General features: G+C 62.1%; 17 protein-coding genes. 16 read left to right on the top strand and 1 reads right to left on the bottom strand.

The features are described 5' to 3' along the window. Positions 1–45: 45 nt before the first annotated feature. Positions 46–834, bottom strand: a complete 789-nt coding sequence (gene map, locus M1D97_RS13070; protein ID WP_456268164.1) for a type I methionyl aminopeptidase — start codon at positions 832–834, stop codon at positions 46–48. Positions 835–1,133: 299 nt separating this feature from the next. Between map and rpsB the strand changes: the two genes are divergently transcribed. The 16 genes from rpsB to dnaE all read left to right on the top strand — a co-directional run bounded on the left by rpsB (position 1,134) and on the right by dnaE (position 19,751). Beyond that, positions 1,134–1,877, top strand: a complete 744-nt coding sequence (gene rpsB / locus M1D97_RS13065; RefSeq protein WP_456270225.1) for a 30S ribosomal protein S2 — start codon at positions 1,134–1,136, stop codon at positions 1,875–1,877. A gap of 210 nt (positions 1,878–2,087) precedes the next feature. Then, complete coding sequence (gene tsf / locus M1D97_RS13060; RefSeq protein ID WP_456268163.1) at positions 2,088–2,957, top strand: translation elongation factor Ts; 870 nt, start codon at positions 2,088–2,090, stop codon at positions 2,955–2,957. 162 nt (positions 2,958–3,119) lie between these two features. Beyond that, positions 3,120–3,860, top strand: a complete 741-nt coding sequence (pyrH, locus tag M1D97_RS13055) for a UMP kinase (RefSeq protein WP_456268162.1) — start codon at positions 3,120–3,122, stop codon at positions 3,858–3,860. 27 nt (positions 3,861–3,887) lie between these two features. Further along, positions 3,888–4,445: a ribosome recycling factor gene (frr, locus tag M1D97_RS13050; protein WP_456268161.1), complete on the top strand. Its 558-nt coding sequence runs from the start codon at positions 3,888–3,890 to the stop codon at positions 4,443–4,445. Positions 4,446–4,509: 64 nt separating this feature from the next. Further along, positions 4,510–5,253 carry a polyprenyl diphosphate synthase gene (uppS, locus tag M1D97_RS13045; RefSeq protein WP_456268160.1) on the top strand — a complete coding sequence of 248 codons (744 nt, stop codon included), beginning with the start codon at positions 4,510–4,512 and terminating at the stop codon, positions 5,251–5,253. After that, the gene (locus M1D97_RS13040) at positions 5,246–6,043 is read left to right on the top strand and encodes a phosphatidate cytidylyltransferase (RefSeq protein WP_456268159.1); all 798 of its coding nucleotides are present in this window, start codon (positions 5,246–5,248) and stop codon (positions 6,041–6,043) included. The genes uppS and M1D97_RS13040 overlap by 8 nt, the downstream gene beginning before the upstream one ends. A 115-nt stretch (positions 6,044–6,158) precedes the next feature. Beyond that, positions 6,159–7,349 carry a 1-deoxy-D-xylulose-5-phosphate reductoisomerase gene (gene ispC / locus M1D97_RS13035; protein ID WP_456268158.1) on the top strand — a complete coding sequence of 397 codons (1,191 nt, stop codon included), beginning with the start codon at positions 6,159–6,161 and terminating at the stop codon, positions 7,347–7,349. Positions 7,350–7,351: 2 nt separating this feature from the next. After that, positions 7,352–8,701, top strand: coding sequence for a sigma E protease regulator RseP (gene rseP / locus M1D97_RS13030; protein WP_456268157.1), 1,350 nt, complete (start codon positions 7,352–7,354; stop codon positions 8,699–8,701). A gap of 307 nt (positions 8,702–9,008) precedes the next feature. Next, a complete protein-coding gene (bamA, locus tag M1D97_RS13025) occupies positions 9,009–11,342 on the top strand; it encodes an outer membrane protein assembly factor BamA (RefSeq protein ID WP_456268156.1) in 2,334 nt (777 codons plus the stop codon). A 46-nt stretch (positions 11,343–11,388) separates the two neighbouring features. Further along, positions 11,389–11,895, top strand: coding sequence for an OmpH family outer membrane protein (locus tag M1D97_RS13020; protein WP_456268155.1), 507 nt, complete (start codon positions 11,389–11,391; stop codon positions 11,893–11,895). Between the two features lie 22 nt (positions 11,896–11,917). Then, positions 11,918–12,958 (top strand): UDP-3-O-(3-hydroxymyristoyl)glucosamine N-acyltransferase, encoded by a 1,041-nt coding sequence (gene lpxD / locus M1D97_RS13015; protein WP_456268154.1) that lies wholly within the window; start codon positions 11,918–11,920, stop codon positions 12,956–12,958. Positions 12,959–13,094: 136 nt separating this feature from the next. Beyond that, positions 13,095–13,538 carry a 3-hydroxyacyl-ACP dehydratase FabZ gene (gene fabZ / locus M1D97_RS13010; protein WP_456268153.1) on the top strand — a complete coding sequence of 148 codons (444 nt, stop codon included), beginning with the start codon at positions 13,095–13,097 and terminating at the stop codon, positions 13,536–13,538. Then, complete coding sequence (gene lpxA / locus M1D97_RS13005; RefSeq protein ID WP_456268152.1) at positions 13,535–14,305, top strand: acyl-ACP--UDP-N-acetylglucosamine O-acyltransferase; 771 nt, start codon at positions 13,535–13,537, stop codon at positions 14,303–14,305. Before fabZ ends, lpxA begins: the two co-directional genes overlap by 4 nt. Before the next feature lie 31 nt (positions 14,306–14,336). Next, a complete protein-coding gene (lpxB, locus tag M1D97_RS13000; protein WP_456268151.1) occupies positions 14,337–15,491 on the top strand; it encodes a lipid-A-disaccharide synthase in 1,155 nt (384 codons plus the stop codon). Further along, positions 15,488–16,129 carry a ribonuclease HII gene (gene rnhB, locus M1D97_RS12995; protein ID WP_456268150.1) on the top strand — a complete coding sequence of 214 codons (642 nt, stop codon included), beginning with the start codon at positions 15,488–15,490 and terminating at the stop codon, positions 16,127–16,129. The genes lpxB and rnhB overlap by 4 nt, the downstream gene beginning before the upstream one ends. A gap of 112 nt (positions 16,130–16,241) precedes the next feature. Continuing rightward, on the top strand, positions 16,242–19,751 hold the full coding sequence (gene dnaE, locus M1D97_RS12990; RefSeq protein ID WP_456268149.1) for a DNA polymerase III subunit alpha: 3,510 nt from the start codon (positions 16,242–16,244) through the stop codon (positions 19,749–19,751). Positions 19,752–19,921 lie beyond the last annotated feature (170 nt).

Raw genomic sequence — 19,921 nt, 5'->3', positions numbered from 1 at the left:
TTTTTGATTCGGGGCAGCGGGTCGAAAAACACGACAACCGGCAGGTCAGTCTGTCAGAAAGCCCAGGTCCTCGTCATGGCGCACGGTCGTGGCTTCCACGCCATCGGCGGTGACGATCAGGGTGTGCTCCCACTGGGCGGAGAGGCTCTTGTCACGGGTGACGGCGGTCCAGCCATCCCTGAGTACCCGGGTCTGCCAGCCGCCGGCGTTGATCATCGGCTCGACGGTCAGGCACATGCCTTCCTTGAGTTCGGCGTCGTTGTGCTCATTGTAGCCGTCGTAGTGCAGCACCTGCGGGTCTTCGTGAAAGCTGCGGCCGATACCGTGACCGCAGAAGTCGCGGACCACGCTGTAGCCGTTGTCATTGGCGTGGGTTTCGATGGCACGACCGATATCGGAGAGCCACACGCCCGGTCGCATGACCTTCATGGCTTCATACAGGCATTCCTGCGCCACGCGCGAGAGGCGCTCGCCCTTGATGTTGTCGCCCACGACGAACATGCGACTGGTATCGCCGTAGTAGCCATCCTTGATGATGGTGACATCGATATTGAAGATGTCGCCCTTTTTGAGCTTCTTGCCGAAGTCGGGAATGCCGTGGCAGACCACATGGTTGAGCGAGATGCAGGTGGCATGCTGGTAGCCGTGATAGCCGATGGTGGCCGAGATGGAATCGATGTCGTTTTCGATGTAGTGCTGACACAGGCGGTCGATTTCGCCGGTGGAGATGCCCGGGCGGATGTGGGGTTCGATCATCTCCAGTACGCTGGCGGCCAGGCGGCCTGCAGTGCGCAGTTTGTCGATATCTTCGGCATTATGGATGGGGATGTTCATGGCAACTCGTGGTAAGCGAAATGGGAAGCCGTGCAAGGGCGAGGGAACCACGTCCGCGCGCAGGCGGGACAGTGATCAACAAAGGTTCGGCTTCATCCTGACAGCGTTATATGGTATAAAGCCGCGCGTTTTCCTGCAATCCGTGTCCCGGTATGACAGACTTGTGCCGTGGCAGATGCATGCGAAAGCGTCTGAACCACCAAAGAGACCACACATGTACCGACACATGGTCCCGGGTGCCGTGACAACGGTCGGACCCATGGGGTACGTGGAGGCTTAACCCGATACTCAGGAGAGTCATCATGTCAGTCAATATGCGTGACCTGCTCAAGGCAGGTGCCCACTTCGGTCACCAGACCCGTTACTGGAACCCGAAGATGAGCAAGTACATCTTCGGCGCTCGTAACAAGATTCACATCATCAACCTCGAACATACGCTGCCGGCACTCAACGAAGCCGTCTCCGTGGTCGAGCGCATGGCCGCCAACAACAACAAGATCATGTTTGTCGGCACCAAGCGTGCGGCTGCCAAGATCGTTGCCGAAGAAGCGACCCGCGTGGGTCAGCCCTTCGTCAACCATCGCTGGCTGGGCGGCATGCTGACGAACTTCAAGACCATTCGTCAGTCGATCAAGCGTCTGCGTGAGCTTGAAGCCATGCACGAGGACGGCACCTTCGACAAGCTGACCAAGAAGGAAGTCCTGATGGCCACGCGCGAGCAGGACAAGCTCGAGCGTTCCATCGGCGGCATCAAGGACATGGGCGGCCTGCCGGACGTGATGTTCGTGGTGGACGTTGATCACGAGCGCATCGCGATCAACGAAGCCAACAAGCTGGGAATTCCGGTCATCGGTGTGGTGGATTCCAACTCCGATCCGGACGGTGTTGACTACATCATCCCGGGTAACGACGACTCCATTCGCGCCATCCAGATCTACGTGCAGGCCATTGCCAACGCCTGCGCCAAGGCCAAGGAAGGGCGTCCGGACGAGTTCGTTGAAGTCGACGAAACTGCCGAAGCGGCATCGACGACTTCCGAGTAATGTCATCAGCACCGGCAGGTGAGTCCGCTGCCGGTGTCTGTCAATGACAGTGCACAAGGGGGCTCAAGGGCCCCTTTTTTGAGGCAGCACACCGCGTCGGTCACGGCGACCGCCGCTTGTCTCGAGGCTGTCATTTTACGATGCTACCGATTTTTCTTCTCGTTCCGGCGTGTCCGGAACCGAATACATGATTCAACAGAGGTTCATGACATGGCAGCTATCAGCGCATCTCTGGTCAAGCAGCTACGCGAGCGCACCGGGCTTGGCATGATGGAGTGCAAAAAGGCGCTCTCCGAAGCCGATGGTGACATCGATACCGCGATTGAAAACCTGCGCAAGAATGCAGGCCTCAAGTCCGCCAAGAAAGCGGGTCGCGTGGCTGCCGAAGGCGCCGTGCTGACCCGTGTTGCCGAAGACGGCAGCACCGCGGTAATGCTGGAAGTCAACTCCGAGACCGACTTCGTTTCCCGCGATGACAATTTCCGCAACTTCGCCACCGAAGTCGTCAACAAGGTGTTCGACACCCGCAGTGAAGACGTCGCTGCCATCATGGAAGGCGAGCTGGAAGATACCCGCGCACAGCTGGTGCAGAAGATCGGCGAGAATATTACCGTGCGTCGCGCGGCCGTGATCGATGCGCCTGAAGGCGGCAGCGTCGGTGCCTACGTCCACGGCGATCGTATCGGTGCGGTCGTGGTACTCGACGGTGGCAACCAGGACGTCGCTCGCGATATCGCCATGCACGTGGCAGCGATCAATCCGTCGGTCTCGCATCCCGAGAAGATGCCCCAGGCCGAGCTCGACAGCGAGAAGGCGATTATCCTGGCGCAGCCCGACATGGCCGGCAAGCCTGCCGAAATCGCCGAAAAGATGGTACAGGGTCGTCTGAAGAAGTACCTTGCCGAGAACAGTCTGATCAATCAGCCCTTCGTCAAGGATCAGAATGTGACCGTGGCCGAATACGCCAAGCAGGCAGGCGCTGAAGTTGTTAGCTTTGTGCGCTTTGAAGTCGGCGAAGGTATCGAGAAGGAAGAAGTCGACTTCGCCAAGGAAGTCATGGAGCAGGCGCGTCGCAGCTGATTGCGCGTGCCGCTTCCCGTCTGTCGTCAGGTTTGGCGACAGATGTTTTGAAGGCGTGCGTTCGCGCACGCCTTCGCGTATCTGACCGGCCATGACACATGATCGACATGGCCGGCAATACACCTCACGTTTTCTCCCCTCGGGCCATCAGGAGGATGTCACATGCCCCCCAATACTGAACGTAGCGCCAAGTACAAGCGTATTCTGCTCAAGCTCTCGGGTGAGGCGCTGACGGGCGAACAGGATTTCGGTATTGATCCCAAGGTTCTTGATCGCATGGCGCTTGAAATCGGCCAGCTGGTGGGCATTGGTGTCCAGGTGGGTATCGTGGTCGGCGGTGGCAACCTGTTCCGCGGAGCGGCGCTGCACGAAGCCGGCATGGACCGGGTGACCGGTGACCACATGGGCATGCTGGCCACGGTCATGAATGCGCTGGCCATGCGTGATGCGCTGGAGCGCGCCAATATCCGCTCGCGCGTCATGTCCGCCATTCCGATGAGCGGTGTGGTCGAGCATTATGATCGCCGCACGGCCATCCGCTACCTGACCTCCGGTGATGTCGTGATCTTCTCGGCAGGCACCGGCAACCCCTTCTTTACGACCGATAGTGCTGCCTGCCTGCGCGGTATCGAGATCGATGCCAACGTGGTCGTCAAGGCCACCAAGGTCGACGGCGTCTACGACAAGGACCCCGTCAACAATCCCGATGCCGCCAAGTATGAGCGACTCAGCTACGATGATGTACTCGACCAGAAGCTCGGCGTCATGGATTTGACCGCCATCTGTCTGGTGCGTGACCATGATATGCCGGTTCGCGTCTTTGACATGACACGCCACGGCGCACTGTTGAATCTTGTCATGGGTGGTCGTGAAGGCACTATCGTCGACAACGGCCCGGCGTAACACAAGGCTGAGCAGAGGATTTACAAAGTGATCAACGAGATCCAGAAGGACGCCGAAACCCGAATGCAGAAAAGCGTGGACGCGCTGCATTCGACCTTTGGCAAGATTCGCACCGGGCGTGCTCACCCCAGCATTCTCGAAGCCGTGCGTGTTGAGTATTACGGCTCCGACATGCCGCTGTCCCAGGTGGCCAACATCAACGTCGAGGATGCCCGAACGCTGGCGGTAGTGCCATGGGAAAAGTCGATGGTGCAAAAGGTCGAGAAGGCCATCATGATGGCCGATCTGGGGCTGAACCCGTCCAGCGCCGGTACCGTGATCCGCGTGCCGATGCCGCCCCTGACCGAAGAGACACGCAAGGGCTACATCAAGCAGGCGCGCTCCGAGGCCGAGCACGCTCGTGTGGCTATACGCAACATCCGTCGTGATGCCAATGGTGACATCAAGTCCCTTCTCAAGAAGAAGGAAATTTCGGAAGATGAAGAGCGTCAGGCCGAAGACGGCATCCAGAAGCTGACCGACCGTTTCATTGCCGAGATCGATAAATCGCTGGAGCAGAAGGAAAGCGATCTGATGCAGGTCTGAACGCCGGGCCCGAAACCATCCGACTCAGGGCGCGGCGCCGCTGCCGTGCCTGCAGTGAGAAGTCATGACGCCTGACAAGTTTTTAAACATGCCCCGGCATGTGGCTATCATCATGGACGGCAACAACCGCTGGGCCAAGTCCCGGGGGCTGTCCGGAGTACGCGGTCACCATGCCGGTGTAGAGTCGGTCAGGGCCGTGATCAAGCGCGCGGCCGAACATCATCTCGAGGCCATCACGCTGTTTGCCTTCTCCAGTGAAAACTGGAAGCGCCCGGCGCAGGAAGTCAACGCCCTGATGGAACTGTTCATCATGGCGCTCAAGCGTGAAGTGTCCCGGCTGCACAAGAATGGCATCCGCCTCTGCATTGTCGGCGACCGCTCGAAACTGTCGTCGTCACTCAATCGCGCCATCGACAAGGCCGAGCAGCTGACGCGCCACAATCAGGGCCTGAAACTGATCGTGGCGGTCAACTATGGCGGCCGCTGGGATATTACCGGCGCGGCGCAGCGGCTGGCCCGTCAGGTGGAAGCCGGCCAGCTGGCGGCAGATGATATCGATGAGACGCTCTTTGACCGGGAAATGGCATCGACAGGCATTCCGGAAGTGGATCTGTGTATTCGCACCAGCGGCGAGCAGCGCATCAGCAACTTTATTCTCTGGCAGATGGCCTATGCGGAGTTCTACTTTTCACCGCTCTACTGGCCCGACTTTGATGCCGAGGCCTTCGACGAGGCGCTGGGCATCTATTCCGGCCGCAAGCGGCGCTTCGGCATGACCGACGAACAGATCGAGGTTCAGGGTGCTTAAACAACGGGTGATGACAGCGCTGGCCATCGGACCCACGTCACTGGTACTGCTGTTCGTGCTGGGCGGCGGCTGGTTTGCCACCTTCGTGGGCATACTGGTCGCAGCCTCGGCCTGGGAGTGGTCCAACCTCTCCGGTGGTGAGAGCCTCAAGGACCGGGCACTTTTCACCATCACGGTGATCGCCCTGATGGCGCTGGGCTGGTCATCCGGAGCGGCCCTGCACACCTGGCCCCTGTGGATTGCGCTGGCGGGCTGGCTGCTGTGTCTGTACTGGGTGGTCAGCTACCCGGAGCAGGCTGATCAATGGCAGAGTCGTGGCGTTCGCTATGCCATGGGGCTGTGGGCGCTGCTGCCCTGCTGGGTGGGCCTGCTGCTGCTGCGTGAGTCGCCGATCTGGCTTTTGTACGTTCTGTTTCTGGTCTGGGGAGCCGATATTGCGGCCTATTTTGCCGGACGCGCCTATGGCAACCGCAAGCTGGCACCCCGTGTCAGCCCCGGTAAATCCTGGGCGGGCGTCTACGGGGCGCTGGGCGGCACGGTCGTTCTGGCCCTGCTCATGGCACTATGGCAGGGCATGGGGGTCGGTCAGACGCTGGTGCTGATTGTCATCAGTGCCGTGGTGACGGCGGCTTCGGTGCTGGGCGATCTCAACGAGAGCATGCTCAAGCGCTATCGGGGCATCAAGGATTCCGGCAACCTGCTGCCGGGCCACGGCGGGCTGCTGGACCGGATCGACAGCCTGACGGCCGCCATTCCCATTTTTGCCCTGCTGGCGCCCTGGATCGGTTAAGCGCCGCCGGTATGCCTGCTGTGGTCCGCGCTCGACGATCGATGAGGGCAATCGAGTCGGCCCGGACCACACTTATTAGTGCCTCCCATCCGTTTCAGCTTTCAGGATCTCTTTCATGCAGACTGTCACCCTGCTGGGGGCCACCGGCTCGGTCGGTACCAGTGCCCTTGATGTCATCGAACGCCATCCTGACCGCTATCGGCTATATGCGCTGACAGCGCACTCGAGCGTTGAGAAGCTGCTGGCGCTGTGTCTGAAGCATCGGCCCGAACATGCCGTGCTGGGAAACGAGGAAGCCGCTCAACAATTGCGCCGGGCGCTCGAGGCGCAGGGGGTGGCCACCCGGGTCAGCTGGGGCGAGCAGGCGCTGTGCGAGGTGGCCGGCGAGGCGGATGTCGTGGTGGCCGGCATCGTGGGAGCGGCCGGGCTGATGCCGACGCTGGCAGCCGTGCGCGCCGGTCGACGCGTCCTGCTGGCCAACAAGGAAGCGCTGGTCATGAGCGGTGCGCTGTTCATGCGTGAAGTGGCACGCTCCGGTGCCGTTCTGCTGCCGCTGGACTCCGAGCACAACGCCATCTTTCAATGCCTGCCGCGCGAGCATCGCGGCGGTCTCGAGCAGCATGGCATCACCCGACTGCTGCTGACGGCCTCGGGCGGTCCCTTCCGGGATCGCGATCTGGCAGCGCTGGCGCAGGTGACACCGGCCGAGGCGTGCGCCCATCCCAACTGGTCCATGGGACGCAAGATCTCGGTCGACTGCGCCACGCTGATGAACAAGGGCCTCGAGCTGATCGAGGCGTGCTGGCTGTTTGACGCCACACCCGAGCAGGTCGAGGTGGTGGTGCATCCGCAGAGCGTGATCCACTCCATGGCCGCCTACAGCGATGGTTCGGTACTGGCGCAGCTGGGCAACCCCGATATGCGCACGCCGATCGCGCACGCCCTGGCCTGGCCCGAACGTATCGATGCCGGCGTTGAACCGCTGGATCTCTTCGCGGTGGCACGCCTTGACTTTCAGGCACCCGATCTCGAATGCTTTCCCTGCCTGCGGCTGGCCCGCGAGGCCATGATGACCGGCGGCACGGCGCCGGCAGTGCTCAATGCGGCCAACGAGGTGGCGGTGGATGCCTTTCTGGAAGGAGCCATCGGCTTTACCGACATTCCGGGCGTGGTCGAAACCGTTATGGGGCGCATCGACAGGCAGGATGCCGATGAACTTGATGTCATTCTCGCGCATGACCGCCTGGCCCGTGACGAGGCGCGAAGCGTGATTGCCGGGCTCGCCGTCACGGCGGCCGGAGGATAACCATGGGGATCCTGCAGAACATCGTGGCTGTCATCGTGGTTCTGGGGCTTTTGATCACGATTCACGAATTCGGCCATTTCTGGGTGGCGCGGCGCTGCGGTGTTCGCGTGCTGCGTTTTTCGGTCGGTTTCGGCAAGCCCCTGATCTCGCGCGTTGACCGCCATGGCACCGAGTTTGCCCTGGCGGCCATTCCGCTGGGTGGCTACGTCAAGATGCTCGATGAGCGTGAGGGCCCGGTTGCCCCCGATGAGCAGCATCTGGCCTTCAATCGTCAGCATGTGCTCAAGCGCATTGCCGTGGTCGCCGCGGGGCCGCTGGCCAACTTTATCCTGGCCGTGGCGGCCTACTGGATCATGTTCATGGTCGGCACCACGGCCATTGTGCCCATGGTGGGCGAGGTCAGCCCGGACTCGCCCGCCGCTCGCGGCGGCCTGCAGAGCGGTCAGGAGATCGTGGCCGTTCAGGGACGGCAGACGCCGGACTGGAACGGCGTCAATCTGGCGCTGGTGGCCGAAATCGGTACCAGCGGTGATCTCGAGATTTCAACACGCGATGACCGGGGACAGCTCGAGACGCATCAGGTTCCTGTGGACCGCTTCATGGTGCGTCAGGATCCACCCGAGCCGCTGCGTACGCTGGGCTTTACACCCTGGCGGCCCGACGTGGCGCCCGTGATCGGACAGGTCCTTGATGACAGCCCGGCAGCAAGGGGCGGGCTGCAGGCGGGTGATCGAATCAGGGCGGTCGACGGCCAGCCGGTCTCGCAGTGGGAGACGCTGGTGTCCCGGGTGCAGGCCTCTGCGGGTACGCCGCTCGAGATGCAGGTAGAGCGCGACGGTCGCGACATCTCGCTGACGATCACGCCCGAAGCGCGCGAGCACAACGGCAACACCACCGGTTTCATGGGGGCCGGCGCCGACAGTATCAGCTGGCCGCCGGAGTATCAGCGTACGCTGTCGTGGGGGCCTCTGGGCGCCATGGGTCAGTCGCTGTCGCGTACCGGTGAAATGACCTCCCTGACCGTGGGCGCCATCGGCAAGATGATCACGGGGCTGATTTCCCCTTCCAACCTGTCCGGGCCGATCACGATTGCCCGCGTGGCAGGGGATTCGGCCCGGTCGGGGTTTGAAACCTTTATCAGTTTTCTGGCCTATCTCTCCATCAGTCTCGGGGTGCTGAATCTTTTGCCGGTACCGGTGCTCGACGGAGGTCATCTGGTGTATTACGTCATTGAACTCGTGCGGGGTCGGCCGGTCTCGGAACGTGTGCAGGCGTTCGGCATGCGCATTGGCGTGGCGCTGATCGCCTCGCTGATGCTGATGGCCTTTTATTTTGACATCATGCGCCTCTAAAGGCACTGCGGGTCTCGACCATGACGAGCCTGGTGATTGGTGTCCCCGTTATTACAAATTCTGTACCGGGCCCGGAGCGTCCGCGCTTGTCAGGGTGGTGGGGTTGTGTATAAGGTGCCTGTTCCCGTCAGGGTGGTCGATGGCTGCTGCTGGCGTATCCGGATGTCATACTTGCCTTCCCGCTCGGAGCATCGATGTCGATAAACGAAACGGTTTCCCTTTTGTTGGACCCTGTGGGCGTTGGCATGAATCTTGAGCAAAAGCGGGCCCCGAGTGGGCGGAATTCTGTAACAAGCGAAATGACGGCATGAAGATTAGAGCTACAGGTTGGGCGGTGTTGTTGATGGGCGCCTCCCAGGCGGCGTTTGCCGTATCCTTCGAGGTTTCCGATATTCGCGTGGAAGGGTTGCAGCGAGTGTCTGCGGGAACCGTGTTCAACGCGTTGCCCATTTCCGCCCATGACACGGTCAACGACAACTCGATCTCCAACGCCGGCAGGGCGCTGTTTCGCACGGGCCTTTTTGATGATGTGCAGCTGGGTCGGGACGGTGACGTACTGGTCATCGATGTCGATGAACGCCCCTCCATTGCCAGTATCAACATCGATGGCAACTCCCAGATTCCCGAGGATCAGCTCAGACAGGGCCTGAGCGATGCCGGCCTGTCCGAGGGGCAGGTGCTGCAGCGCTCGACGCTTGAAGAGATGCAGCGCGAGCTGGAGCGGGTCTATCAGGGGCAGGGGCGCTACAGCGCCAGTATTTCGACCTCCGTGCACCAGCGCGACCAGAACCGCGTACAGGTTGATATCGATATCAACGAAGGCAACGTGGCGCGCATCAAGCAGATCAATATCGTGGGCAACCAGGATTTTGATGATGACACCCTGCGCGAGCAGTTCGAGCTCGAGGATCGGCCGGGCTGGTTCCTTGGCTGGTTCTCGTCCGATCAGTACTCACGCGAGCAGCTTCAGGGCGATCTGGACCGCCTGCGCTCCTGGTATCTGGATCGCGGCTACGTCAATTTTTCCATCGACTCCACCCAGGTCTCGATCAGCCCCGACAAGTCCTCCATCTATGTCACGATCAATGTCGATGAGGGCCAGCGCTATCGCTTTGGCGATATCAATTTTGCCGGCAACATCGAAATGTCCGATGACGAGGCGCGCAGTCTGGTTCAGGCCAAAAGCGGCGAGACCTTCTCCCAGTCGGATCTGACGGCCTCCTCCGAGGCGCTTCGCAAGGCGCTCGGTGCACAGGGCTTTGCCTTTGCCCGTATCGAAGCCATGCCCGATATTCATGAAAATGACGATCGGGTCGACGTCACCTTCAACGTTGACCCGGGACGTCGTGCCTATGTCCGGCGTATCAACTTCCGGGGCAATACCACCACCGCCGATGAAGTGCTGCGTCGCGAAATGACCCAGCTTGAGGGGGCGCCGGCGTCCACCGATGCCATCAGTGACTCTCAGGCGCGCCTCGAGCGGCTGGGCTTTTTCCGTCAGGTCGAGGTCAATACCCAGCCGGTGGCCGATACGCCGGATCAGCTGGATGTCACCTACAACGTCGAAGAGCAGCCCTCGGGCAGTATTTCGGCAAGCCTTGGTTTTGCCCAGTCCGAGGGCCTGATCTATGGCGCGTCGCTCTCCCAGCGCAACTTTCTGGGCACGGGCAATCGCGTGGATATCGGCGCGCAGACCAGCAAGTATTATCAGAACCTGCGTTTCAGCTTTACCGATCCCTACTGGACGCTGGACGGCATCTCGCGCGGCTATAACCTCTACTACCGGTCCACCGATTACGAAGACTCCGATATTTCGACCTATTCGACCGATGCCTTCGGCGGCGGGGTGAATTTCGGCTACCCGATCAGCGATCTGTCGCGCCTGAACTTCGGTCTCAACGTTGAAAGCCTCCATGTCGATGACTACGACGACTCCCCCTCGGAGATCGTTCAGTTCATCAACGATGAGGGCAAGGACTTCAATACCTACAGCCTGACGGCCGGCTGGTCCCGCAACAGCCTCAACCGCGGTGTGCTGCCTACGGCCGGCAGCTATCAGAACGCCTCTCTCGAGACGGCCGGCGGCGATGCCCAGTTCTACAAGCTGCGCTACCAGGGCCAGAAGCTCTTCCCGATCAAGACCGAGGAGTGGGCACTGAAATTCCGTACCGAGCTCGGCTATGCCGACAGCTTCGGCGGCACCGACAACATGCCGTTTTACGAGAATTTTTATGCCGGCGGTCTTGGTTCGGTACGCGGCTATCGCAGCAACACGCTGGGGCAGCCGACCACCGAGCGCAACGATGGCGATGACGATACCCTGGGCGGCAACATCCTGATGGAAGGCTCCGCCGAGCTGATCTTCCCGACGCCGTTTATCGACGATCATCGCCAGGTGCAGACTTCCTTTTTCATCGATGCCGGTAATACCTTCCTGAGCGATTGCTATCCGGTAGAATCAAACCGGACTTCCGAGTGCAGCTCCGGTGTCGATCTGGGCGATCTGCGCTACAGCGCCGGTCTGGGCCTTTCCTGGCTGACGCCGGTCGGCCCGCTGACCTTCTCGGTGGCGCGTCCCATCAGCAAGAAGGACGATGACGATACACAGTTCTTCCAGTTCTCGCTGGGTCAGACCTTCTGATCATTGGCCATTGCGTTACAATGATGCGAAATTCAGGAGTTGAGTAATGCGTAAGTGGATGCTGGCTCTGGCAATGACCGGAGCGCTTGGAACAACTGCGGCGACTGCGCAGGCCAATGAGGTGGCGGTACTGGACTGGCAGCAGGCGCTGCTGGATACCAGCTCGGCGCAGCAGTCGATGAACCAGCTCAAGAACCAGCTGGGGAGTCAGCAGCAGCAGGTCAGGGCGCTCGGCGAAGAGGTTCAGCGTCTGCAGCAGCGGCTGCAAAGCGATGGCGACGTCATGTCCGATAGCGAGCGGCAAAACGTCATGCAGCAGCTGCGTCAGAAGGGCGGTCAGTTCCAGCAGCAGCGGGGTCAGCTCGAACAGCAGCGCGCCGAGCGGGAAGAGGCCTTCCTGAAACAGGCTCGTCCCAAACTTGATCGTGCCATCGAGCAGGTGGTCAAGCGTCACAATGTGGATGTGCTGGTCGATCGCAACAGCGTGATCTATGCCGGGGATTCGCTGGATCTGACCCGTGAAGTGACCCAAACCTTCAACTCGCTCAACTGAAGGCGCGCGTCGCTCCACCACGATGACAAGATATTCAAGCCAAAGTTATACACTCGCCGAACTTGCCCAGCGTCTGGGGGCCACTCTTCATGGCGATGGCACCGTGCGTGTCGAGGGGCTGGCAACGCTGCAGGATGCCGGCACCACCGACATTGCCTTTCTGGCCAACCGTGCCTATCTGAAGGATCTGGCCAGCACGCATGCCGCCGCCGTCATGCTGCATCCGGATCTGGTCTCCCGGTGCCCCGTGCCGGCACTGGCCATCGATAATCCCTATCTGGGCTATGCGCATCTGTCGCGCTGCTTTGCCCCGATACTGCCCAGCCAGAGCGGCGGCATTCACCCCACGGCCGTGATCGATGGCAGTGCCCGGCTGGGCAGTGACGTCACCGTGGGCGCCCATGCCGTGGTGGGGGCTGGTGTGACCCTGGGCGACCGGGTCACGATCGGTGCCAACAGCGTTGTAGGAGACTACTGCACGATCGGCGAGGACTGTCTCATCCAGGCGGGCGTGACGCTCTATCACGGTATCGTCATCGGATCGCGCGTTATCGTTCACGGCGGCGCCGTCATCGGGGGCGACGGGTTCGGCTTTGCCCATGATGGCAGTCGCTGGCACAAGATCGAGCAGCTCGGCGGCGTGATCATCGGTGATGACGTGGAGGTGGGCAGCTGCACCAGCATTGATCGCGGCGCACTCGATGACACGATCATCGGTGACAACGTCAAGATCGACTCGCAGGTCCAGATCGCGCACAACGTGCATATCGGTGATCATAGCGCTCTGGCCGGCTGTGTCGGCATTGCCGGATCCACGCATGTCGGTCGTCACTGCCAGCTCGGCGGGGGCGTGGGGCTTGCCGGCCATCTGACGCTGTGTGACGGCGTCAATGTCACCGGCATGAGCCTTGTGACCAACTCCATCGAAGAGCCCGGAATCTACTCCTCCGGTACCGGCTCGATGCCCAATGCGCTGTGGCGCAAGAACGCCGTGCGCTTCAAGCAGCTGGATCAGCTGGCCAAAAGAATCACCCGTCTTGAACGCCATCAAAAGGGCGAATAGGCGCTCCCGGATTGCTGGCGCCAATGGTTTCCCATTGTTGCTGCGGTAGCAAACATCATCATGGTTGGCCATGCGGCCGCCAGTCACATGCCTGCCGGTTCGGCAGGCATTTCGTTATGTCAGAGGTTGTGAGCCCATGGTCATGGATATCAACGAGATCCAGGAATACCTTCCCCATCGTTACCCGTTTTTGCTCGTGGATCGCGTTACCGCGCTGGAACTGGGCGAATGCATTACGGCCTGCAAGAACGTCAGCTACAACGAGCCCTTCTTTCAGGGGCACTTCCCGGGACACCCCATCATGCCGGGGGTTCTGATCATCGAGGCGCTGGCACAGGCGGCCGGCATCCTCGGTTTCAAGACCGTCGACAAGCGACCTGCCGATGGCTACATCTACTACTATGTCGGCAGTGACAATGTTCGCCTCAAGCGTCCGGTATTTCCGGGCGATCAGCTGACGCTGGAGGCACGCATGCTCAAGGCGCGTCGCGGCATCTGGAAGTTTTCCTGCCGGGCGCACGTCGATGGCGAGGTTGTCTGTGAAGCCGATATCATCTGTGCCGAGAGGAAAGTCTCTTGATCCATCCATCTGCCATCATCGATCCTGCTGCGCGCCTGGCTGACGATGTCGAAGTCGGTGCGTTCAGCATGATCGGGGCCGACGTCGACATCGGGGCCGGAAGTGTCATCGGACCGCACGTGGTGGTCAGGGGGCCAACCACGATGGGACGCAACAATCGCGTCTATCAGTTTGCGAGCATCGGTGAGGATTGCCAAGACAAGAAGTATCAGGGAGAGGCCACCCGCCTCGAGATCGGCGACAACAACATCTTCCGTGAAGGCGTCACCGTTCATCGGGGCACCGTGCAGGATCAGGGCGTGACCCGGATCGGCAACGGTGGTCTGTTCATGGCCTACGCTCATGTTGCCCATGACTGCGTGCTGGGAGATAACGTCATCCTGGCCAACCAGGCCACGCTCGGCGGCCACGTCCATATCGGTGACAACGTGATTCTGGGCGGGCTGTCCGCCGTTCACCAGTTCTGCCATGTGGGCACCTACGCCATGTGCGGCGGTGGTTCCATCATCACCAAGGACATTGCGGCCTTTGTCATGGTGACCGGCAATCCGGCGGCCACCCACGGGCTCAACGCCGAGGGCATCAAGCGCCGCGGCTTCGACAATGACGTGGTCAGCGAGCTGCGCCGTGCCTACAAGCTGGTGTTTCGCAGCCAGCGGACGCTGGCGCAGGCGCTCGAAGAGCTGGATCAGCAGACCCATCGCAGCGCCTGGCTCGACGTCTTCATCGAATCGCTGAGAAGCTCATCGCGTGGCCTGACGCGCTGATGCCGACAGCCGCTCGCCGGAGAGGGCCACGATGCGTGTTTTTCTGGTAGCCGGTGAGCTCTCGGGGGATATCCTGGGGGCGACACTGATGCGCGAGCTCAAGCGTCATCATGGTGACATCCGCTTTCGCGGCATCGGCGGCCCCCGCATGATCGAGGAGGGGCTGGACAGCCTCTATCCGCTGGAAACCCTGTCCATCATGGGGCTGGTCGAGGTGCTCAGGCATCTGCCGCGACTGGTGGGTGTGCGCCGACACCTGAAACGCGAGGCGCAGGCCTGGCCGGCCGACATCATGATCGGCATCGATGCGCCGGACTTCAATCTGGGGCTGGAAGCGCAGCTCCGGGCACAGGGCATGACCACGGCGCACTACGTCAGCCCCTCGGTCTGGGCCTGGCGTCAGGGGCGGGTCAAAAGGATCCGTCGCGCCGTCGACATGATGCTGACCTTTCTGCCCTTCGAGGCCGATTTCTACGAGCGCCACGATGTGCCCGTCCGGTTCGTGGGGCACCCGCTGGCCGAAGAGCTGCCGCTTGCCGATGATCGACAGGGGGCGCGTCGGGCATTGGGTCTCGACGAGCAGGCGCGTATGCTGGCCGTACTGCCCGGCTCCAGAAGCAGTGAAATCGGCTTCATGACGCCCGTGTTTCTGGAGGCGATACGGCTTTTGAGACAGCGCCTGCCCGAACTCGAGGTGGTCATCCCCGCCGCCACCCCCGCGCGTCGCGATGAGCTGCTGACACACGGCGTGGCGGAGCAGGGCGTCAGGGTGGTAGACGGCCGTGCCTGGGAGGTCATGACGGCCGCCGATGCGGTGCTTCTCACGTCCGGTACCTCGGCACTGGAGGCCATGCTCTGTCACCGCCCGATGGTCGTGGCCTATCGCATGGCCCCCGTGACCTGGCAGATTGCCCGGCGCATGGTGAAAACACGCTGGATCTCGCTGCCCAACCTGATCGCCCAGGAGCACCTGGTGCCCGAGCTGATTCAGGATGACGCCACGGGCGAGGCCATTGCGGCCGCACTGGCCCCCATGCTGGACAACGATAGTGACGCCCGTGCGCTGACCGAGCGCTTTGTCGACATGCACCGCACACTGCAGCGCGGTGCCAGCGCGCGGGCCGCCCGGGTCATTACACAGCTGATGGCCCGGCCCAACCGAGACAGCGGCGCTATAGACCCATGAACTTTATTCCCGAAATTGCCACACCGGCGTCGGAACATCCGCCGCTGGTCATTCCCTACGACGGCTGGCGGCTGGCCGGCGTTGACGAGGTCGGTCGCGGACCGCTGATCGGCTCCGTGGTCGCCTGTGCCGTGATACTGGACCCGGGCCGCCCCATCAAGGGGCTGATGGACTCCAAGAAGATGACGCCCAAACGTCGTGAGCAGCTGGACCGCCAGATTCGCGAGCAGGCGCTGGCCGTGTCGCTGGGCGAGGCGACTCCCGGCGAAATCGATACGCTCAACATCCATCACGCCACGCATCTGGCCATGCGTCGTGCCATTGATGGCCTGTCGATCACGCCGGAATACCTGCTTATCGACGGCAACCGGATGCCGGGGCATTCCCTGCCCGGTCAGGCCATCGTCAAGGGCGATGGCCGGGTGGCCGCCATCGCCGCGGCCTCGATCGTCGCCAAGGTGGCCCGCGATGCCCAGATGCACTCGCTTGACGCCCGCTACCCGGACTACGGCTTCGCTGCCCACAAGGGCTACCCGACCCGCGCGCATCTGGACGCGCTGGAGCGCCTCGGGCCGCTGCCCGAGCACCGCCGCTCCTTTCGCCCCGTCAGGGCGCTGCTGCCGGGCCAGGCCCGATAGCTGATGCCTGTCTCTTGTCGGGCCACTGGCCCGGCCCCGGCGTTCATCGGTACCATGGCGTTGCCTGTCCGGTGTTCCCCGACGTCCTTCGTTGATCATAGCGAGCTGCCCCATGACCACCCCCTTTGTACATTTGCGACTGCACAGTGAATATTCGCTGACCGATGGGCTGATTCGGCTCAAGGCGCTGACGCAGAAGGCGGTCGAGATCGGCCAGCCGGCGCTGGCGATTACCGACGAGACCAACCTGTTCGGGCTGGTCAAGGCCTACAAGCAGGCCCAGGGGGCCGGGCTCAAGCCGATCGTGGGCACCGACGTGTGGCTGCACAACGCCCAGGACACGGCGCATCCCTATCGGCTGACCCTGCTGGCCATGAATCAGACCGGCTATCGCAACCTGACCGAGCTGATTTCACGCGCCTGGCAGCACGGCCAGCAGCAGGGCCGGGCCTATCTGCACAAGGAGTGGGTGCTCGAGCAGAGCGACGGATTGATTGCGCTGTCCGGCGCGCGGGAAGGCGAGATCGGCCGCTATCTGCTGCACGGCCACGCCGACACGGCCCGCGAGCTGCTTGCCGAGTGGCAGCGATTCTTCCCCGACCGTTTTTATCTGGAGCTGCAGCGCACCGCGCGGGACAACGACGAAGAGTGCCTGCATCTCTGCGTGGAGCTCGCCATGGAGACCGGCACACCGGTAGTGGCGACCAACGACGTGCGCTTTTTGTCGCGTGAAGAGTACTGGGCGCACGAAACCCGCGTCTCGATCGGCGAGGGCAAGGCGCTTGATGACCCGCGTCGCGAGAGCCGCTACAGCGAAGAGCAGTATTTCAAGACGCCCGAGGAGATGGCAGAGCTTTTCTCCGATATTCCCGAGGCGCTGGACAATAGCGTCCGGATTGCCGAGCGCTGCAGCGTCGAGATGCGTCTGGGCGAGATCTTTCTGCCCGAATATCCGGTGCCGGAGGGGCAGACGATGGAGGAGTTCTTCTGCGAGCTCTCTCATGAGGGGCTGACCCGGCGTCTGGATCTGCTTTTTGGCGGCGAGCGTCCCATCTATCCGGGCCGCTCGCGTGACGAGCACGAGCCGGCGTATCGCGAGCGGCTGGATTTCGAGCTCAACATCATCAATCAGATGGGCTTTCCCGGCTACTTCCTGATCGTGATGGACTTCATTCGCTGGGCCAAGCAGAACGACGTGCCCGTCGGGCCTGGGCGCGGCTCCGGCGCCGGGTCGCTGGTGGCTTATGCCCTCGAGATCACCGACCTCGACCCGCTGGAATACGACCTGCTGTTCGAGCGTTTTCTCAATCCCGAACGTGTGTCGATGCCCGACTTTGACGTCGACTTCTGCATGGAAAAGCGTGACCGGGTCATCGACTACGTGGCCGACCGTTACGGCCGCGACGCCGTCTCGCAGATCGTCACCTTCGGCACCATGGCCGCCAAGGCCGTGGTCCGCGATGTCGCGCGCGCCCAGGGCAAACCCTATTCGCTGGGCGACAAGCTCTCCAAGCTCATTCCCTTTGAAGTGGGCATGACGCTGGGCAAGGCGCACGAGCAGGAGAGTGCCCTGCGCGAGTTTCTCGAAGCCGATGAGGATGCCCGGGAGATCTGGGAGATGGCGCTCAGGCTCGAGGGCATTACCCGCGGCACCGGCAAGCACGCCGGCGGGGTGGTCATCGCCCCGACCAGCCTGACCGATTTCTCGCCGCTTTTGTGCGACGAGGACGGCAGCGGTCTGATGGTGCAGTACGACAAGAACGACATCGAGGAGGCCGGGCTGGTCAAGTTCGACTTCCTGGGGCTTCGTACGCTGACGATCATCGACTGGGCGCTGGAGATGGTCGATGAAGTGCGCGCTCGGGAAGGCCGGGGCGCGCTCGACATTGCCACCATCCCCCTGGACGACCGGCCGACCTTCGAGATGCTCAAAAAGGCCGAGACCACGGCGGTGTTTCAGCTGGAATCGCGCGGCATGAAGGAGCTGATCAAGCGCCTGCAGCCCGACTCGCTGGAAGACATGATCGCCCTGGTGGCGCTGTTTCGTCCCGGCCCGCTGCAGTCCGGCATGGTGGATGACTTCATCAACCGCAAGCACGGACGGGCGGAGCTTGCCTATCCGCATCCGGACTATCAGCACGAACTGCTCAAGAGCGTGCTGGAGCCCACCTACGGCATCATCCTCTATCAGGAGCAGGTGATGCAGATTGCCCAGGTGCTGGCCGGCTACAGCCTGGGTCAGGCGGACATGCTGCGCCGCGCCATGGGCAAGAAAAAGCCCGAGGAGATGGCCAAGCAGCGCGCCGGCTTTCTGGAAGGTTGTGCCAGCAACGGCATCGATGCCGACCTGGCGGGCAACCTCTTCGATCTGGTGGAGAAGTTCGCCGGCTACGGCTTCAACAAGTCGCATTCGGCGGCCTACGGTCTGGTGTCGTATCAGACCGCCTGGCTCAAGGCGCACTATCCGGCGCCCTTCATGGCGGCGGTACTCTCCACCGAGATGGACAATCTCGACAAGGTGGTGCCGCTGATCGAGGAGTGCCGGCGCATGGGGCTGAGTGTGACGCCGCCGGATGTCAACGTCGGCAGCTACCGCTTCAGCGTCAACGAGCAGGGCGAGGTGGTCTACGGTCTCGGCGCGATTCGCGGTGTGGGCGAAGGCCCGATCGGCGCCATCGTCGAGGCGCGCGATGACGGCGGCCCCTTCCAGGATCTGTTCGACTTCTGCCGCCGCATCGACGGCAAGCGCATGAACAAGCGCACCCTGGAGGCGCTGATTCGTTCCGGGGCACTGGATCATCTGGGCCCGTCGCGGGCGGTGCTGTTCTCGGCGCTGGAGGATGCCCTGCGGGCGGCATCGCAGAGTCAGAACAATGCCAGCATCGGCATGATGGACATGTTCGGCGAGGCGTTTGTCGGCGAGGAGGCCGGCGGCGGCGATGTCTACAGTGACCATCGCGGCGTGCGCAACTGGAGCGACCGGGACCGGCTGGCCGGTGAAAAGGACACCCTGGGGCTCTATCTGACCGGCCATCCGATCGATGAGTACGAGGCCGAGCTCAAGCGCTTCGTTTCCACCCGCATCGTCGATCTCAAGCCCGCGCGCGAGCCCCAGCGGGTGGCCGGGCTGATCGTGGCCATGCGCACCATGAAATCCAAGCGTGGCGACACCATCGCCTTTGTCACCCTGGATGATCGCACCAGCCGTATCGAGGCGTCGCTGTTCGGCGAGCTCTATGACCAGGTGCGCCAGCATCTGGCCGCTGACCGGGTGGTGATTCTGGAAGGCGAGGTCAGCCTGGATGACTACTCGGGCGGTCTGCGGCTGCGGGCGAAGGAAGTCACGCCCATGGTCGAGGCGCGCGCCCGCTTTGGCGAGGCGCTCGAAATCAGCATCGATGCCGAGCGCATCAACGGGCGCTTCAGCCGCACGCTCATGGAGCGACTGACGCCGCATCTGGATCAGCAGGGGCTGCCGATCCGGCTTCAATATCGCAACAGCCGGGCCGGCGGCTGTCTCGAATTCGATCCGCAGTGGCGGGTATCGCCCTGTGACGAGCTGATTACCGGCCTTCAGGAGGGCGTGGAAGGCCATCCCGAAGTGCGGCTGTGCTACCGCTGATGACAGTCACGAGATGCGGGGACGACCTCACCGGCAAAGGATGTCGTCTCATGGTTGCACCCAACGCCCACAATGGGATAATGGCCCACCGATTCACCGACGCCGTGCGCTGCCTGCCTGTGCTGCGACGGTCCAGGCCGATACTGTCGTGCACGCCCTGCGCTGCTCGC

The organism is Kushneria sp. AK178 (assembly GCF_053903105.1).
Note: the sequence above shows the minus strand (reverse complement) of the source record. Positions and strands in the feature narration are given on the sequence as shown.

Excerpts from the sequence above, each read along its gene's own strand:
- map (WP_456268164.1), bottom strand. The coding sequence starts at position 834 with ATGAACATCCCCATCCATAATGCCGAAGATATCGACAAACTGCGCACT.
- tsf (WP_456268163.1), top strand. The coding sequence starts at position 2,088 with ATGGCAGCTATCAGCGCATCTCTGGTCAAGCAGCTACGCGAGCGCACC.
- pyrH (WP_456268162.1), top strand. The coding sequence starts at position 3,120 with ATGCCCCCCAATACTGAACGTAGCGCCAAGTACAAGCGTATTCTGCTC.
- uppS (WP_456268160.1), top strand. The coding sequence starts at position 4,510 with ATGACGCCTGACAAGTTTTTAAACATGCCCCGGCATGTGGCTATCATC.
- ispC (WP_456268158.1), top strand. The coding sequence starts at position 6,159 with ATGCAGACTGTCACCCTGCTGGGGGCCACCGGCTCGGTCGGTACCAGT.
- rseP (WP_456268157.1), top strand. The coding sequence starts at position 7,352 with ATGGGGATCCTGCAGAACATCGTGGCTGTCATCGTGGTTCTGGGGCTT.
- bamA (WP_456268156.1), top strand. The coding sequence starts at position 9,009 with ATGAAGATTAGAGCTACAGGTTGGGCGGTGTTGTTGATGGGCGCCTCC.
- M1D97_RS13020 (WP_456268155.1), top strand. The coding sequence starts at position 11,389 with ATGCGTAAGTGGATGCTGGCTCTGGCAATGACCGGAGCGCTTGGAACA.
- lpxD (WP_456268154.1), top strand. The coding sequence starts at position 11,918 with ATGACAAGATATTCAAGCCAAAGTTATACACTCGCCGAACTTGCCCAG.
- fabZ (WP_456268153.1), top strand. The coding sequence starts at position 13,095 with ATGGTCATGGATATCAACGAGATCCAGGAATACCTTCCCCATCGTTAC.
- lpxB (WP_456268151.1), top strand. The coding sequence starts at position 14,337 with ATGCGTGTTTTTCTGGTAGCCGGTGAGCTCTCGGGGGATATCCTGGGG.
- rnhB (WP_456268150.1), top strand. The coding sequence starts at position 15,488 with ATGAACTTTATTCCCGAAATTGCCACACCGGCGTCGGAACATCCGCCG.
- dnaE (WP_456268149.1), top strand. The coding sequence starts at position 16,242 with ATGACCACCCCCTTTGTACATTTGCGACTGCACAGTGAATATTCGCTG.